Source organism: Chromatiaceae bacterium, from assembly GCA_016714645.1.
In the GTDB taxonomy this organism is placed as follows: domain Bacteria; phylum Pseudomonadota; class Gammaproteobacteria; order Chromatiales; family Chromatiaceae; genus M0108.
This window is the reverse complement of sequence record JADKCI010000001.1, coordinates 271,807-287,078: the sequence shown is the minus strand read 5'-3', so window position 1 is coordinate 287,078 and position 15,272 is coordinate 271,807. Positions and strand designations below refer to the sequence as shown.

Genomic DNA, 15,272 nt, shown 5'->3' with positions numbered 1-15,272 from the left:
TGGATGCCACATGGCGCCGATGACCGATCTGGGCCGGGCCTTGTGAGCACGGCGGCGGGGTTCCAGCCCGGCGGTCGGGTTCAGCATCCCGATTTCGGTCAGGGGGTGGTCATCTCCCTGGCCGGCGATTATGCGCGGGTCTTCTTCCCGGCCGGGGAGCGGCAGGTGCCAAGAGCCGCCCTGCGGCCGGCCTTGAGCCACAACGAGACGGTCGTCGCCCATGCTCGCGGCGGTCGCGAGCGGGCGCTGCGGGCATGGCTCTGCTGGAAGGCCCACGAGCTGCCCTTGTCCGAGTCGGCGGCTTCCCTGACCTCCGCCAAGATCGACCTGCTACCCCATCAGGTGGTCCTGACCCATCGCGTTGCCACCGCCTCGCCTCGGCGGTTTCTGATCGCCGATGAGGTGGGCTTGGGCAAAACCGTTGAGACGGCGCTGATCCTGCGGGAGCTGGCAAGCCGGGGGGAACTGAAGCGGGCGCTGATGGTGGTCCCGGCAGGTCTGGTGAACAACTGGCACCGGGAGTTGAACGAGGTCTTCAACCTGGACTTCGAGGTCTTCGGGCGCGAGGGCGATGTGAGCGACCGTCGCAGCAACGCCTTTGCCCGCCATGATCGGCTGATCGCCAGCATCGACACCCTCAAGCGCCCGACCCGGATCAAGCGGCTACTCGACGCCCCGATGTGGGACCTGGTGGTGTTCGACGAGGCCCATCACCTGACCGCCTATCGTTCCGGCGGCAAGGTCAAGAAGACTGAGAACTATAAGCTTGGCGAGGCCCTGCGGGACCACTCCCGGGATCTCCTCCTGCTCTCCGCAACCCCCCACCAGGGCGACCATTTCCGCTTCTTCAAGCTGATCCAACTCCTGGACCCGACCCTGTTTCAGGACCCCCACGAGATGATCGAGCAGCGCCACCGCCTCAACCCGGTGGTGTTCCGCCGTACTAAGGCGGACGCCTGCCGGGCCGACGGCTCGACCCTGTTTGCCCGGCGCTGGGTGCATACCGAAGCCTTTGTGATGTCGGACCTGGAGCGCAGCTTTTACCTGGCGCTCAACGAGTACCTCAGGGACGGTTTCGCCCTGGCGAAGCAGCAGGGCGGCAAGGGCAGGGCGCTGGGCTTCGTCATGACCATCTTCCAGAAGATCGCGGCGTCGAGCTTCGCGGCGGTCCACCGTACCCTGCGCCGGCGGCTCATCGCGCTCACGGTCCAGGAGGGGCTGGTGTGCGACGCCAACCTGGACATCGACGGGCGGGAGTCGGCCTTTCGCGAGGCCCAAGGGCTGATCCGCACCGAGTGGCGGCTGGGGCAGGAGCGCATGGACGATCTGGAGGTGGATCGAATCCTCACCGACCTGAAGCGGCGGCTGTTGAAGAAGATGGACGAGGACCAACTCGCCCTGGCCTCCGACACCTTCAGCGAGGAACTGGACACCGCCGCGGCCGAGGACGGGGCGATGAACGCGGTGGCCTTTGCCCTGCCCGAGGAGCGCAGCCGGATCAAGGCGCTGTTCAACGTCTTCCCCGATGTCACCGAGACCAAGGTCGAGAAGCTGCTGGGCGCACTGGGGGCGCTCTGGCACGAGAATCCGAAGGAGCGGGTCGTGGTCTTCGCGACCTACCTCGGGACCGTGGAGATGCTGGGCGCCGAGATCGAGCGGCGCTATCCGGGTCAGGGCGTGGTGGTGCTGAAGGGCGGTGACCACGGCAGCAAGCTCGCGGCCGAGCGGCGCTTCAAGCGCGCCGACGGTCCCCGGGTGCTAATTGCCACGGCGGCCGGGCGCGAGGGCATCAACCTGCAACACGCTCGGGTGCTTTTCAACTTCGATCTGCCCTGGAACCCGATGGACGTGGAGCAGCGGATCGGCCGCATCCACCGCTATGGCCAGCGGGACACCGCCCAGGTCTACAACCTGGTCCTGGGCGACACCATCGAGGGCCGGATCTACCTCTTGCTCGACGACAAGCTCGCCGACATCGCCAAGGCGCTGGGCAAGGTGGACGAGCGTGGCAATGTGGCGGAGGACCTGCGCGGCCAGATCCTCGGTCAGCTCTCCGAGCGCATCAACTACCAGAGCCTGTATGCCGCAGCCCTTCAAGACCCAGAACTGAAGCGCACCCGCATCGAGCTGGACGCGGCGATGACCAACGCGGCCGAGGCACGCGATGTCGTTTTCGAGCTGTTCCAGGATTTGGATCGGTTCAGTCTGGACGACTATGCGCCCTTGGCTGGAACGGCCGATGCGGTCAAACAGCTTGTCTTGTTCGTCAAGCGAGCCGCGACGGCTGAGGGCTGGGCCTTCGACGAGTTGGGGGATCACCGGTATCGTCTGAAGATTCCTGGTGAAGGCCATGCAACAGTATTTTCGACGGAGCGCGGCGATGCCAACGCGGACGATGGTCTGAGCTTAATGGGCTTGGATCATCGGATTATCTCCAAACTACTGGATAAGTATCGCTCTCTGGCCCCAGAAGATATTGGCTTGGTTGTCCGCTCCCCCACGGATCGTGCCGGCGCTCTCGCCCTATGGGCAATCGACTGGATCGGTGCCAAGAGACAAACTCACCGCGCAATCCTGCGGTTGGCCGTGGATACCGCCCAACAGCGCATCCCCTCTTGGGAACATCGACCGGAAGAGTTGCTGTTCGCCGATCCGATGAAGTCCGAATCGCAACAGGGGATGTTGGAAACAGTTGAGTCCGTAGTCGAGCGCGAGTTGCGCCACCGAGGGTTGACAAAAGACGATCAACCATACTATGGGCGTTTGATTGGCCGGGTAGAATTTACATAGTTTCCAAGGCTTATTACAGGTCCCCCGGTCCCGAATGATGATGCTGGCGTTGGGGCTGGCGGGCAGTGCGCGGGGGCTGGAGGTATGGCGTTTGGATCCCAGGCGATGGGCCTGACCCGTCGGGGAACCTTTCAAGCTCCGTCGATTCGAATATTGCGAATGTCTAGCATATTCCAGGTAGACTTAACCCATCTGTAAAGCAGGGGAGGGGTGCGATGAACGCAACGGCCAGTGTGACGCGGATGGTGCGGTTGCCGACCGAAGAGGAGGTCGGTCTGGCGGCGGGGAGCAGCCGCCTGCTCGCCGCGTGCCTAGGTGCTGGACAACAGGCCCGGCTGCGTTTGATTGATGGCGGTACCGATGTGACGGTGCCGGTCTCGGCGATCCACATGCTGGTGGACATCTTGAACCAGATGGCCCAGGGCAACGCGGTCTCCCTGGTACCAGTGCATGCGGAGCTCACCACCCAACAGGCGGCGGACCTCCTCAACGTCTCGCGACCCTATTTGGTCAAGCAGTTGGAGGCGGGTGAGGTGCCGTTCCACAAGCTCGGCCGCCATCGCCGGGTCCGCTTCACCGACCTCATGGCCTACAAGGAGCGGGTTGACCGCACCGGCCGGGAGGCCGCCGACACCCTGACCGCCGAGGCTCAGGAGCTTGGGCAGGGCTATTAGGTGGCGAACTTCTCGGTCGTATACGATGCCTGCGTGTTCTACCCGGCACCGTTGCGGGATCTCATGGTCCGGCTGGCGCAGACCCGGCGGTTCCGTGCTCGGTGGACCGATCAGATCCATCGGGAGTGGGTCAACGCGCTGATGGGCAGGCAACCAGCCCTTGATCCAAGGCGCATCGAGCGGACCGTCCAACTGATCAATCAGGCGGTTCCTGACTGCCTGGTCACTGGGTACGAGCACCTGATCGAGGAGTTGTGGCTACCCGACCCCGATGATCGGCATGTGCTGGCGGCGGCGATTCGTGCTGGCGCTCAGGCTGTCGTGACCCTCAACCTCAAGGACTTTCCACAGCAGACGCTCGATGGGTTTGAGATCTTCGCCCGGCACCCAGACGACTTCGTGCTCGACCTGGCGGACCTGGAGCCAGGGGTCGTTATCGCGGTGGCTAAGCAGCAGCGCGCCGCGCTGCAACGTCCGCCGTTCCCACCCGAGGCGTTCGTGGACTGCCTGCGCCGGCAGGGTCTGGTGGGCGTTGCCGCGTTTCTGGAAGACGCGATCGACCTGATCTGAAGACTGGAAGCCACTGGCGCAGGGTGTTCCAGTTCCCCTGGATGCCATGATCCTGGAGATTGCGGCGCAGGATCTGCACGAACTGGTAGGCTAGCACGGTGAGGTTCGACCGGGAGCAGATGGAGCCGGGCTCGATCCACTTCATCAACGTGCAGAAGTTGGGGCAGGACAAGCGCCTTACCCGTCAGGCGGACGGGCGCAGCCACGCGATCTGGGCGACTTTCTCGAACACCGCCCGGGCGATCCCGGACCGCTTCTATGTGGTCATCGACGAGGCGCACCGGGGTATGACCGGCGGCAAGCTCGCCAAAGAGGCGCGGACCCTGATCCAGCGCTTTCTGCTGGGCCATGCGGAAACAGGCCTGATTCGGGTCCCCCTGGTCATCGGCCTATCGGCGACGCCCAAGCGCTTCACGGACCTGCTGGAGCAGGCGCCCCACACCCTGCACAAGGTGCCTGTGCCGGTTGCCGATGTGCGGGCCTCGAGGCTGTTGAAGGACCGTATCCCGATCCACAGTCCAAAGGTGGCGGGAGACTCCGAGATGTCCCTGCTGGCGGCCGCGTCGGTCTGGGTGCGCATGGGCCAGGCCTGGGATGCCTATTGCGCGAGGCCAAGGGGCAGGTGGTCGATTGGATGGGCGCGGACGAGGTTGACCTAGAATTAATGCTGTTTGGCCCGCCGTGCGGGCTGGGCCGCTCGGGCGGTGTATCGACCGGTCGAGGATGTCATCACGGCGATGTTGGACGGCGTCCTGCCGCGACCGTGGCCAGGAGGTTTTCGCGGCCCACCGGGTGTGGGATGTCGCCCAAGCGTTGCGGTAGAGGGTCCGCCTTCATCCTTCCTACGGTCCCGAACGAAGGCGAAGACCGCCTCCAAGTCCTGTTGTTGGACGTGTGGATAGCTGTCCAGAATCCGCGCCTCGCTCCAACCGGAGGCTAGCAGATCGAGAACGAACGCCACACCCATGCGGGTGCCACTGATCCGCAGTTTTCCAAAGAGAGTATCGGGATCGGATACGATGCGGCCGTGCCAGTCGGTCATGGTAGCTGTCCGTTCAGCAGAGGATCTGTAATTCAATGCCGGGGTAATCGGCCAGCCCAGCGGGGGGCTGGGGGCCTGTTTCCGGGAGGGGAATCTCTGGGTCAATCATGGCGGCTCGAAGCGTAAGGCTCCTAGGTGGCGGACCTGCACATCAGGTCATTAGGGGGCGCAACGCCGCTGCCCGATGGGGTACCATTCGGTCTCACCGAGGATTTCGCTTAGGACCACCAGAAGCAAACTTGAGCACTACCACGTGGGCGCGGAGCAGATCCCGGCGGCAGAAAACAAGAACAGCCAGGTCGGGGACTGAGAATGGACTATGTGCTAACCGATCATGCGAGAAAGCGCTGCATCAGGCGCAAGATTCCGGTCGAATGGATTGGGCGGGCATTAGATCACCCCGCGCGGATTGAGGACGACGCGGAAGATGAGAGCCTAGTGCACATCCTTTACCCAGTGCCAGAGCGTGCCTTCCGGGTACTGCGCATCATATACAACGAGAAGGTCGATCCCGTTTCCATCGTAACCGCTTACTTCGACAACGAGGTGAAAGACTTATGAAGCTTGAATTCGACCCAGCAGCGGATGCCGCCTACTTCGAGATATCTCCGACCGAGGTGGAAACGACCAAGGAAATCGAGCCGGGGATCATCGCCGACTATGACGGCGATGGGCATCTGGTCGGGATCGAGATCCTGTCCGTGAGCAAACGTGCCCTGTCTCTGCCCTTGGACAAAGCGGCGTAGGTGGTGCCCCAATGCGTAGGACCAATTTTTTCTAACATGCTGTTAATAAAAGCATAAAGTTGCCGCTATCCTACCGATTTGGGCACTACCCCCCTCAATCCTGTTTATTGTTTACTTAAATTTTAAGTATTAAAGAAGGCTTCTGGCGCTATAATCCGCCGAAATTGTTCCCGGTGTCCGCCGCGTGACGGCGTCCGCCCCCGTTACAGGAAGGCCCATGAGCAACAAACCCGACATCGATCCTCAGGAGACCCAGGAGTGGCTGGATGCCCTGGAGGCGGTGCTGGAGAACGAGGGCGTGGAGCGGGCGCATTTCCTGCTCGAAAGCCTGATCGACAAGGCGCGCCGCTCCGGGGCCTATCTGCCCTTCAGCGCCAACACGGCCTATCTCAATACCATCCCCATCACCCGGCAGGAAAAGTTTCCCGGCGACCGGGCCATGGAGCGGCGCATCCGCTCCTTCGTGCGCTGGAACGCCATGGCCATGGTGGTGCAGGCCAACCGCCTCTCCACGGAACTGGGCGGGCACATCTCGACCTTTGCCTCCTCGGCGACCCTGGTGGACGTGGGTTATAACCACTTTTTCCAGGCCCGCTCCAAGGATCATGGTGGTGACCTGGTGTTCTTTCAGGGCCATGCCGCCCCGGGCGTCTATGCGCGCGCCTTTCTGGAGGGCCGCATCAGCGAGGAGCAGCTCTACCACTTCCGCCAGGAGGTGGACGGCAACGGCCTCTCCTCCTATCCCCACCCCTGGCTGATGCCGGACTTCTGGCAATTCCCGACCGTCTCCATGGGGCTCGGTCCCCTCATGGCCATTTACCAGGCGCGTTTCATGCGCTATCTGCATCACCGGGGCCTGGTGAACACCGAGGGCCGCCGGGTCTGGGCCTTCCTGGGCGATGGCGAGATGGACGAGCCCGAGTCCCTGGGCGCCATCTCCCTGGCGGCGCGGGAGCGGCTGGACAACCTGGTGTTCGTGGTCAACTGCAATCTCCAGCGCCTGGACGGTCCGGTGCGCGGCAATGGCAAGATCATCCAGGAGCTGGAGGCGGACTTCCGGGGCGCGGGCTGGAACGTCATCAAGGTGATCTGGGGCAGCTACTGGGACCCCCTCCTGGCCCGCGACAAACAGGGCCTGCTGCTCAAGCGCATGGAGGAGTGCCTGGATGGCGACTATCAGGCCTACAAGGCCAAGGGCGGGGCCTACACCCGCCAGCATTTCTTCGGCAAGTACCCGGAACTGGCGGACATGGTCGCCTCCCTGACGGACGAGGACATCTGGCGCCTGAATCGCGGTGGCCACGATCCCATCAAGGTCTATGCCGCCTACCAGGCCGCGGTCAAGCATAAGGGCCAGCCGACGGTGATCCTGGCCAAGACGGTCAAGGGTTATGGGATGGGGGTGGCCGGGGAGGGCATGAACATCACCCATTCCCAGAAGAAGATGGGCGAGGCGGCCCTCAAGGCCTTCCGTGACCGCTTCAACATCCCGATTCCGGACGACCGGATCGGCGAGGCGCCCTTCTACATGCCCGCCGTGGATAGCCCGGAACTCAAGTACCTGCAGGAGCGGCGCGAGGCCTTGGGCGGCTATCTGCCGGCCCGGATCGAGTCAGCCCCGCGCCTGGAAACGCCGGCCCTGGAGTTCTTCAAGCCCCTGCTGGACGGCTCCGGCGACAAGGAGATGTCCACCACCATGGCCCTGGTGCGCATCCTCTCCCTCATCCTGCGCGACAAGACCCTGGGCAAACGGGTGGTGCCCATCGTCCCGGACGAGGCCCGCACCTTTGGCATGGAGGGCATGTTCCGCCAGCTCGGCATCTACTCCTCCGTCGGTCAGCTCTACGAGCCGGTTGACGCCGATCAGATCATGTCCTATCGGGAAGACCAGCAGGGGCAGATCCTGGAGGAGGGCATCAACGAGGCCGGGGCCATGTCGTCCTGGATCGCCGCCGCCACCGCCTACGCCAACCACGGCGAGGCCATGGTCCCCTTCTATATCTTTTACTCCATGTTCGGCTTCCAGCGCATCGGCGACCTGGCCTGGGCGGCGGGGGACATGCGGGCCCGGGGCTTCCTCATCGGCGCCACCGCCGGGCGTACCACCCTGGCCGGCGAGGGCCTCCAGCATCAGGACGGCCACAGCCCCCTGGTGGCATCGACCATCCCCAACTGCGTGACCTATGACCCCGCCTACGGCTACGAGTTGGCGGTGATCATCCAGGATGGCCTGCGGCGCATGTTCCAGGAGCAGGAGAACCGCTTCTACTACCTGACCGCCATGAACGAGAACTATGTCCAGCCGCCCATGCCCGCGGGCGCCGAGGCGGGCATCCTGCGTGGCCTCTACCGGGTCAGGTCGGCGGCCGACGAGGGCGACTTGCGGGTCCAGTTGCTCGGCTCCGGCGCCATTCTGCGCGAGGTGCTGGCGGCGGCGGACCTGCTGGAGGCGGACTTCGGCGTCCTGGCGGATGTCTGGAGCGTGACCAGCTTCAACGAACTCAAGCGCGACGGGGTCGATGTGGAACGCTGGAACATGCTCCACCCGACCGCGAGCCCCCGGCAATGCTACGTTAGCGAGCAGTTGGCGGGGGCCCCGGGGCCCGTCATCGCCGCTACCGACTATGTCCGGGCTTACGCCGAACAGATCCGGCCTTACCTCGCCCAGCCGTATCAGGTGCTGGGCACCGATGGCTTCGGGCGGAGCGATATGCGCAGCCAACTGCGCCGCTTCTTCGAGGTAAATCGGGGCTATATCGCGGTCGCCGCCCTTAAGGCCCTGGCGGACGAGGGCGAGATCCCCGCCAGTCGGGTCCGGGAGGCCATCGACAAGTACCGCATCGATCCGGAAAAGCCCAATCCGGCGACGGTCTGACGCAAGGGGACCAGGTGAATAAGGCGGGACTGTGCGGCTTGGGGAGAATGCGACGTGCCAACAATTCATGAAGTAACACTGCCCGATATCGGCGACTTCGCCAATGTCGAGATCATCGAGATCCTGGTGGCCCCGGGCGACCGGGTGGAGAAGGAGCAATCCCTGCTCACCCTGGAGAGCGATAAGGCGACCATGGATATCCCCGCCCCCCGGGGTGGCGAGGTACGGGAGATCAAGGTCGCCCTCGGCCAGAAGCTGAACCCGGGCGACCTGATCCTGTTGCTCGAAGTGGGTGAGGAGGCGGGTGGGCCGACGGCGCCCGGTCCGGCTGCCGGAGAGCGACCCGCAGGGCCTGACGCTGAGGCTGCGCCACCCGTCCCGAAACAGGACGCGTCCGGGTTACCCTCTCCCCCCCTCTCCCCAGCCCTCCCCCGCGAGGGGGGAGGGGGGACCGACGGGGAAGCCGCGGACTACCTGGACCAGGACGCGCGTCCCGCGCCAGCGTCACGTGCCCCCGGGGAGGTCGAGCGTCGCCTGGCCCCGGTGCTACCCCGCCCCGAGGAGTTGGCGGCCATTGCCAAGGGCCGCAAGACCCACGCCAGCCCCGGGGTGCGCCGCTTCGCTCGGGAGCTGGGTGTCGATCTGACCTTCGTCAAGGGCTCGGGGCTCAAGGGCCGGGTCCTCAAGGAGGACGTTCAGGGCTACGTCAAGCAGACCCTGACCCAGGGGGCGGCGGCGCCCACCGCCAGCACCCTGCCCTTTGCCCTGCCGCCGGCCCCCGAGGTGGATTTCGCCAGGTTTGGCCCGGTGGAGATCCGGGAGCTTTCCCGGATTCAGAAGCTGAGCGGGCGGCACCTGCATCGGGCCTGGCTCTCGGTGCCCCATGTCACCCAATTCGACGAGGCGGACATCACCGAGCTGGAGGCCTTCCGCAAGGCGCAACAGGCGGCCGCCACGGCCGAGGGTATTAAGCTCACCTTCCTACCCTTTCTGCTCAAGGCCGTCGCCACCGCCCTGAACCGCATGCCTAACTTCAAATCATCCCTGACGCCCGACGGCGAAAGCCTGGTGATTAAGCACTACACCCACATTGGCGTCGCCGTGGAAACCCCCAGGGGCCTGGTGGTCCCGGTCGTTCGCCAGGTGGACAAGAAGGGGATTCAGGATCTGGCCCTGGAGCTGATGGACCTGGGCGCCAAGGCCCGGGATGGCAAACTGCTTCCCGGCGACATGCAGGGCGGTTGCTTCTCCATCTCCAGCCTGGGTGGCATTGGTGGCACCGCCTTCACCCCCATCGTCAATGCCCCCGAGGTCGCCATCCTCGGCGTCTCCCGCGCCAGCCTCAAACCGGTCTGGCAGGGCGCGACCTTCGTCCCCCGCCTCATGCTGCCCCTGTCCCTCTCCTACGACCACCGCGTCATCGACGGCGCCGAGGGGGCGCGCTTCACCCGCCTGCTGGGTGACTTGCTGGGGGATATCCGGCGCCTGCTGTTGTAGGCCCCGAACAGCTTGGTCCAATCGATGGCCGCGCGGGTGGTCACGGGCCTCGCTATAATCCCTGGCCATTGCGACCCTCAGCCAGGCCCATATCCAAGGTGGTCGAGCGTTATTACGATAAATCCGCCCTGTCGGAGGAGGCCAACCGCTTTCGCACCGAGGGCTTTCTACGCGACGGCGCCCTGACCCGGGCCTGCGGTCGGCGTCTGCCCCTGGCCGAGTTGCCCCCCTTCCTGCGCGCCCTGCTGGTTACCGACGGCACCGTCACCAAAATCCTGGAGGCCTATTTCTGGGAGCCGGTGGAGGTGCGCACCCTGGAGCAGGATTTCTGGACGGCGGAACGCCCCCTGGACTGGCTAGGAGTCGGGACCGGGGACAAGATACTGATCCGCCTGGCCCATTTGCAGGGGATCGATAGCGGCAAAACCTATGCCGAGGCCTTTTCGGTCATCCGCGCCGACCTGATCCCCGCGGCCTTCCGCCAGCGCCTCATCGACCGCGAGATCGGGATTGGCGTCCTGATCCGGGACAGTGGCCTGGAGAGTTATCGCGAGGTCATGGAGATCGGCATCGATCATCCGGACCCCGGCGAGGAGCGGGTCTTTCGCACCTACCGCATCATCATCGCCGGGGCGCCGGTCATCCTCATTACCGAAAGCTTTCCGCTGGCGCTCTACGCCGGGGTATGAGGACGGCTTGCCCAGCGGAGCGGAAATCCGTAGTCTTGGCAAGACTTGCCGACGGCAGGCCCGGACACCCACCGGGCGAAGCACCTCTGCCCGTCCGCGCCATTCCGGCCATTCAATCAGATTAGGACTCGCGATGGATACCAGCCTCGACACCGCCCGCTTCAACATGGTCCAGCAACAGATCCGTCCCTGGGACGTCAACGACCACCGGGTGCTGGAAACCCTGGCCGCCATCCCCCGCGAGCGCTTCGTCCCCGCGGCCTATCGCGGTCTGGCCTACGCCGACATCGAGATCCCCCTGGGCGAGGGCCAGGCCATGCTCGCCCCCAAGATCGTCGCCCGCCTACTGCAAGCCCTGTCCATCGCCGCCGATGACCGGATTCTGGAGATCGGCACGGGTAGCGGCTATCTCACCGCCTGCCTGAGCCACCTGGGAGACGCCGTCATCAGCCTGGAGATCGACCCGGACCTTGCCGCCCTGGCGCGCCAGAATCTGGCCGAGGTGGACCCGCGTCACCCGGAGATACGGGAAGGCGACGGCCTCGCCGGCCACATCGATGGCGGACCCTTCGATGTCATCGCCGTCACCGGCTCCCTGCCGGATGCCAGCGCCCTGGAGGGTCTGGAGGCGCAACTCGCCCCCCACGGCCGCCTCTTCGCCATCGTCGGCCTGGAACCGGCCATGCAGGCGACCCTGGTGACCCATGGCCCCGAGGGCTTCAGCCGCCAGGCCCTGTTCGAGACCTCTGTCCCGGCCCTGGCCAAGGCCCCGGAGCCTGAAAAGTTCGTTTTTTAGCCTTTTCCAGCGGGGATGAGCGGTTCCATTGACATTTATCAAGGCATTTTCGTAACAGACCAGTAACATTCGAACCAGGATGGGGCTCGGCTCCATCACCTCGCTCGATGCCGTACCAGGGCGACCCACCATAAAAAAAGAACCCGGTCGCCGTATATCCCGGGCAGCATCCCCCAGAGGAGTTTCCCGTCATGGCCTGGAGCCTACCGCGTCTTTCTCGTCGTGCCTTTCTGAAATCCACCGGTTACGGAACCGCTGGTTTTGGCCTGCTTTCTCCCCTCTCGACCCTGGTGAGCCAGGCGCTCGCCTCGGATGATGAGGTGAAGGAGGAAGTGAGCTATAGCATCTGTAATTTTTGCTCATCGCTCTGCAACCTGCGCGTCACGACCCATACCAAGGGCGGCGACAAACGCATTGTCAAGCTGGACGGCAATCCCAACTCCACCCTCAATCGCGGCAAGATCTGCGCCCGGGGCCAGGCGGGACTGCGCCAGACCTACGATACCGACCGCATCAAGACCCCGCTCATCCGGGTCGAGGGCAGCCAGCGCGGGGAGTACAAATTCCGCCAGGCGAGTTGGGAAGAGGCCTGGGACTACATCGCCAAAAAGCAGGCCGCCGCCCAGATCCAACCCTGGGAGTGGACCATGGTGGGTGGCTGGACTTCCTGCGTCTTCTACATGAACTGGGCCGTGCCCTTCGCCATGGCCAACCAGGTGCCTAACATCGTCGCCTCGCCCATGCAGCACTGCGTTACCACGGGCCACCTGGGTACCGATCTGGTCACGGGCAACTTCAACATCCATGACGAAGTCATGCCCGACTTCGACCACGCCAAGTACATCCTGCTGGTGGGTAACAACGCCTCCATCGGCGCCGTATCCACCTGTCGCATGGTGCGCTTCGCCCAGGGGCGGAAGAATGGGGCCAAGATCGTGGCCCTGGACCCGCGCTGCTCGGAGACCGCGGCCAAGGCGGACGAGTGGATTCAGATCCGCCCCGGTACCGATCTGGCCTTCATGCTGGCGCTGATGCGGATCTTGATGGCGGAGCGGCTCTACGATGCCGAGTTCATCCGGCGTCACACCAACCTGCCCTTTCTGATGACCCAGGACGATAAGGGCGAGTGGCAACTGGTGACGGACGCGGAGGGCCGCCCCCTGGCGGTGGAAGAGGACACCGGCAACCCGCGCACCCTGAAAAAATTCAGCAACCAGAACCACAAGGACCACGAAGGGCGCACCTTCTCCCCCGGTCTCCGGGTCCCCCCGGGCTTCAGCCTGGAGGGTCGGCCGGTCAAGACGGTCTTCCAGGTCCAGCTCGAGGAACTCGCCCCCTATACGGCCGAGTGGGCGGCGGAGATCACGGGGATTAGCGCCGAGACCATCAGCCGTATCGCCCATGAGTTTGGCAACACGCGCCCCGCCATCGTCGATCCAGGCTGGCATGGGGCCCGTTTTGGCAACATCATGATGCTGCGGCGGGTGCAGGCCATGGTGCAGGCCCTCATCGGCGGCATTGACTCGGTGGGCGGCTGGATGAATTCCGGCGAACTCCACCACAAGGCCCACCTGATGTATGAGGCCATGGAGGAGGGCTATGAGATGGGCGCCCCTCTCGCCAACCTCGCGGGCATGGCCTTTGCCAAGATGGTGATCGGGGCCGTATCCCAGGGCGATAATTTTTCCCATGGCAAGCCAGGTTTTGCCTGGGCCTGGAACGCCCAGGAAAAGGCGGCTGGCCGCTTCAACGTGGCCCTGCCGGTGATGACCGATTCAGGACTGCGCGAATCGGTGGAAGGCAAGCTCCAGTTCAAGGGCGAGCCCTACCTGACCCGCGCCTTCATCATCAACGCCGCCAATCCGGTCCGTCATTACTATCCCGACAGCTACTGGAAGGAGACCCTCAGCCACCCGAATGTGGCCCTGGTGGTCATGGTGGAGGTGCTGCCCTCGGATACGGCCCCTTACGCGGACGTCATCCTGCCTAACACCACCTACCTCGAACGGAATGAACCCACCCTCTACGGCAACGGGGTCAACCACGATCTCGCCCTGACCACCCGCTATGCCGCCATCGACCCCCTCTATGACACCGAGGAAACCGCGGACATCCTCCTGAAAATGACCGAGGTCATCAGTGGTAACCGGGACGGCTTTCTCGACTGGGTGGAGAAACTGACCGGGCTCAAGGCCGCACCGGTCAATGAGGCCTACGCGGAACTCCAGAAGACCCAGAAGAAGGGCGCCTTTGCCGCCGCCTGCCGCCGGGTCTCCTTTGCCCAAACGGCGGCGCGCCTCGGGACCACCCCCGAGGCGATCGATGCGGTCCTGCGTGACAAGGGGGTGTATCTGGAGGAGGAGAAGGCAAAAATCCTCGAACACTGGAGCATGCCACGGCGGATGCCGGTACCTACGGACAGCGGCCGGGTGGAGTTCTACAGTGGGCTGATGCGCAGCCTGCGGGATGGGGGCCATACCGAACCGAACTTCAGTGTCCTGGCGACCTGGATCCCGCCGGAGTACCGGGATGGCGAGCCCGCGACGATCGCCCTCGCGGCGGATGAATTTTTCTTCGCCTACGGCAAGACCCCCACCGTCTCCCACGGCTCCACCAACAGCAACAACCCGGTGCTGGCGGGCATCAATCAGTTCAAGAAGGATATTTACAAAGGCGTCTGGATACATCCCGAGCGGGCGGCCAAGCTGGACATCCACAACGGCGATCCCATCCGGCTCACCAACGCCAAATCGGGGCAGGTAACCGGCGGACATGCCCACGTCACGCGCCTGGTGCATCCCGATACCCTCTTTATTTACTCCTCCTTCGGGGTCGAAAACAAGGCGCTCTCCCGAACCCACGGGGATGGCACGGCTACCAACAAACTGATCCCCTACCAGGTCGAGCCGGTGGTGGCGGGTTTCCGCTCCCAGGAGTTCACGATCCGGGTAGCCAAGGTTTAAGGAGGATAGACAATGACTCACTATGCCATGGTCATCGACCTCAACACCTGCGTGGGCTGTAATGCCTGCATGGCCGCCTGCGCCCTGGAGAACCAGACCCCCGTCTGGGACGATCACAAGTGGCGCACCTATGTCCACGACAAGGAGATCGGGGTGGGAAGCAACGTCCACCGGCGCTTTTTCCCGCGCCTCTGTAACCACTGTGACAATCCGCCCTGTATGAGCGTCTGCCCCACCGGGGCCACCTACAAAAAGGTTAACGGCATCGTCATGGTGGACCAGGATCGATGCATGGGCTGCGGCGCCTGCGCCATGGCCTGCCCCTACCATGCCCGCGTCGCCATCACCTACGCGGACGTGGCCCTGGGTGAGGAGTTTTATGGCTCGGACTACCGGCGCTCCAGCCCTAGCATGGATAAATGCTCCTTCTGCGACCATCGGGTGGAAAAGGGGCTCAAGCCGGCCTGCGTGGAGACCTGCGTCGGCTCGGCCCGCCTGTTCGGCAATCTGGACGACCCCCAGGACCCCGTGGCGCAAATGGTGGCCAGTGGGGTAGCCAGGCCCCTGATGCCCCACATCGGCACCCGCCCTAACGTGTTTTACATTGATGACCTCAAGCGGAGGGGCTGA

At 64.2% G+C, this 15,272-nt stretch carries 13 protein-coding genes; 12 read left to right on the top strand and 1 reads right to left on the bottom strand.

Going from position 1 to position 15,272, the window contains the following annotated elements:
• Positions 1–3: 3 nt before the first annotated feature.
• The 4 genes from IPN92_01330 (at position 4) to IPN92_01315 (ending at position 4,693) form a co-directional block, all read left to right on the top strand.
• Positions 4–2,790 (top strand): DEAD/DEAH box helicase family protein, encoded by a 2,787-nt coding sequence (locus tag IPN92_01330; protein MBK8636962.1) that lies wholly within the window; start codon positions 4–6, stop codon positions 2,788–2,790.
• A gap of 215 nt (positions 2,791–3,005) precedes the next feature.
• Positions 3,006–3,464, top strand: coding sequence for a helix-turn-helix domain-containing protein (locus tag IPN92_01325; GenBank protein ID MBK8636961.1), 459 nt, complete (start codon positions 3,006–3,008; stop codon positions 3,462–3,464).
• Positions 3,465–4,034 (top strand): PIN domain-containing protein, encoded by a 570-nt coding sequence (locus IPN92_01320; GenBank protein MBK8636960.1) that lies wholly within the window; start codon positions 3,465–3,467, stop codon positions 4,032–4,034.
• Between the two features lie 98 nt (positions 4,035–4,132).
• Positions 4,133–4,693, top strand: coding sequence for a DEAD/DEAH box helicase family protein (locus IPN92_01315; GenBank protein ID MBK8636959.1), 561 nt, complete (start codon positions 4,133–4,135; stop codon positions 4,691–4,693).
• 2 nt (positions 4,694–4,695) lie between these two features.
• Here the strand turns inward: IPN92_01315 and IPN92_01310 are convergent, their stop codons facing one another.
• Entirely contained in the window at positions 4,696–5,076 is a 381-nt protein-coding gene (locus IPN92_01310) for a DUF433 domain-containing protein (protein ID MBK8636958.1), read from the bottom strand.
• Positions 5,077–5,388: 312 nt separating this feature from the next.
• Here IPN92_01310 and IPN92_01305 point away from each other — a divergent pair, with 312 nt between their 5' ends.
• From IPN92_01305 to IPN92_01270, 8 genes are all read left to right on the top strand, one after another.
• Positions 5,389–5,637: a DUF4258 domain-containing protein gene (locus tag IPN92_01305; protein ID MBK8636957.1), complete on the top strand. Its 249-nt coding sequence runs from the start codon at positions 5,389–5,391 to the stop codon at positions 5,635–5,637.
• Positions 5,634–5,822, top strand: a complete 189-nt coding sequence (locus tag IPN92_01300; GenBank protein MBK8636956.1) for a DUF2283 domain-containing protein — start codon at positions 5,634–5,636, stop codon at positions 5,820–5,822. The genes IPN92_01305 and IPN92_01300 overlap by 4 nt, the downstream gene beginning before the upstream one ends.
• Positions 5,823–6,039: 217 nt before the next feature.
• Positions 6,040–8,697, top strand: a complete 2,658-nt coding sequence (aceE, locus tag IPN92_01295; GenBank protein MBK8636955.1) for a pyruvate dehydrogenase (acetyl-transferring), homodimeric type — start codon at positions 6,040–6,042, stop codon at positions 8,695–8,697.
• Positions 8,698–8,751: 54 nt separating this feature from the next.
• Positions 8,752–10,194, top strand: coding sequence for a dihydrolipoyllysine-residue acetyltransferase (locus IPN92_01290; protein MBK8636954.1), 1,443 nt, complete (start codon positions 8,752–8,754; stop codon positions 10,192–10,194).
• A gap of 98 nt (positions 10,195–10,292) precedes the next feature.
• Positions 10,293–10,883 carry a DUF98 domain-containing protein gene (locus IPN92_01285; GenBank protein MBK8636953.1) on the top strand — a complete coding sequence of 197 codons (591 nt, stop codon included), beginning with the start codon at positions 10,293–10,295 and terminating at the stop codon, positions 10,881–10,883.
• Positions 10,884–11,016: 133 nt separating this feature from the next.
• Positions 11,017–11,679 (top strand): protein-L-isoaspartate O-methyltransferase, encoded by a 663-nt coding sequence (locus IPN92_01280; protein MBK8636952.1) that lies wholly within the window; start codon positions 11,017–11,019, stop codon positions 11,677–11,679.
• A 191-nt stretch (positions 11,680–11,870) separates the two neighbouring features.
• Positions 11,871–14,642, top strand: coding sequence for a molybdopterin-dependent oxidoreductase (locus IPN92_01275; GenBank protein ID MBK8636951.1), 2,772 nt, complete (start codon positions 11,871–11,873; stop codon positions 14,640–14,642).
• A gap of 12 nt (positions 14,643–14,654) precedes the next feature.
• On the top strand, positions 14,655–15,272 hold the full coding sequence (locus tag IPN92_01270) for a 4Fe-4S dicluster domain-containing protein (protein ID MBK8636950.1): 618 nt from the start codon (positions 14,655–14,657) through the stop codon (positions 15,270–15,272).

Excerpts from the sequence above, each read along its gene's own strand:
- IPN92_01330 (MBK8636962.1), top strand. The coding sequence starts at position 4 with ATGCCACATGGCGCCGATGACCGATCTGGGCCGGGCCTTGTGAGCACG.
- IPN92_01325 (MBK8636961.1), top strand. The coding sequence starts at position 3,006 with ATGAACGCAACGGCCAGTGTGACGCGGATGGTGCGGTTGCCGACCGAA.
- IPN92_01310 (MBK8636958.1), bottom strand. The coding sequence starts at position 5,076 with ATGACCGACTGGCACGGCCGCATCGTATCCGATCCCGATACTCTCTTT.
- IPN92_01305 (MBK8636957.1), top strand. The coding sequence starts at position 5,389 with ATGGACTATGTGCTAACCGATCATGCGAGAAAGCGCTGCATCAGGCGC.
- IPN92_01300 (MBK8636956.1), top strand. The coding sequence starts at position 5,634 with ATGAAGCTTGAATTCGACCCAGCAGCGGATGCCGCCTACTTCGAGATA.
- aceE (MBK8636955.1), top strand. The coding sequence starts at position 6,040 with ATGAGCAACAAACCCGACATCGATCCTCAGGAGACCCAGGAGTGGCTG.
- IPN92_01280 (MBK8636952.1), top strand. The coding sequence starts at position 11,017 with ATGGATACCAGCCTCGACACCGCCCGCTTCAACATGGTCCAGCAACAG.
- IPN92_01275 (MBK8636951.1), top strand. The coding sequence starts at position 11,871 with ATGGCCTGGAGCCTACCGCGTCTTTCTCGTCGTGCCTTTCTGAAATCC.
- IPN92_01270 (MBK8636950.1), top strand. The coding sequence starts at position 14,655 with ATGACTCACTATGCCATGGTCATCGACCTCAACACCTGCGTGGGCTGT.